The organism is Janthinobacterium sp. UMAB-60 (assembly GCF_900095235.1).
In the GTDB taxonomy this organism is placed as follows: Bacteria; Pseudomonadota; Gammaproteobacteria; order Burkholderiales; family Burkholderiaceae_D; genus Janthinobacterium.
Window position 1 is genome coordinate 1 of sequence record NZ_LT607541.1, and the last position, 254, is coordinate 254.

At 53.1% G+C, this 254-nt stretch carries 1 protein-coding gene; it reads right to left on the bottom strand.

Going from position 1 to position 254, the window contains the following annotated elements; genetic code table 11:
• Nucleotides 1–35 precede the first annotated feature (35 nt).
• Nucleotides 36–254: IS30 family transposase (locus tag K0F86_RS27220; protein WP_219137220.1), on the bottom strand; the 219-nt coding region annotated here is incomplete at its 5' end.

Consider the following 254-nt stretch of genomic DNA (forward strand, 5'->3'; position numbering starts at 1 on the left):
ATTGGGCGGATTCAACCGGTCCTCGCAACACCAGATTATTGAGCAGATTTTAGATACTCGTCCAGTACTTCTGCCGGCGACTTCCAACCAAGCGTTTTCCGGGGCCTGGAATTCAGCGCATTAGCAACGGCTTGAATCTCTTGAGCGCTCCACCGAGACAAATCTGTACCCTTTGGGAAGTACTGCCGCAGTAGGCCATTCGTATTTTCGTTTGTACCGCGCTGCCATGGGCTATGCGGGTCGGCGAAGAATCC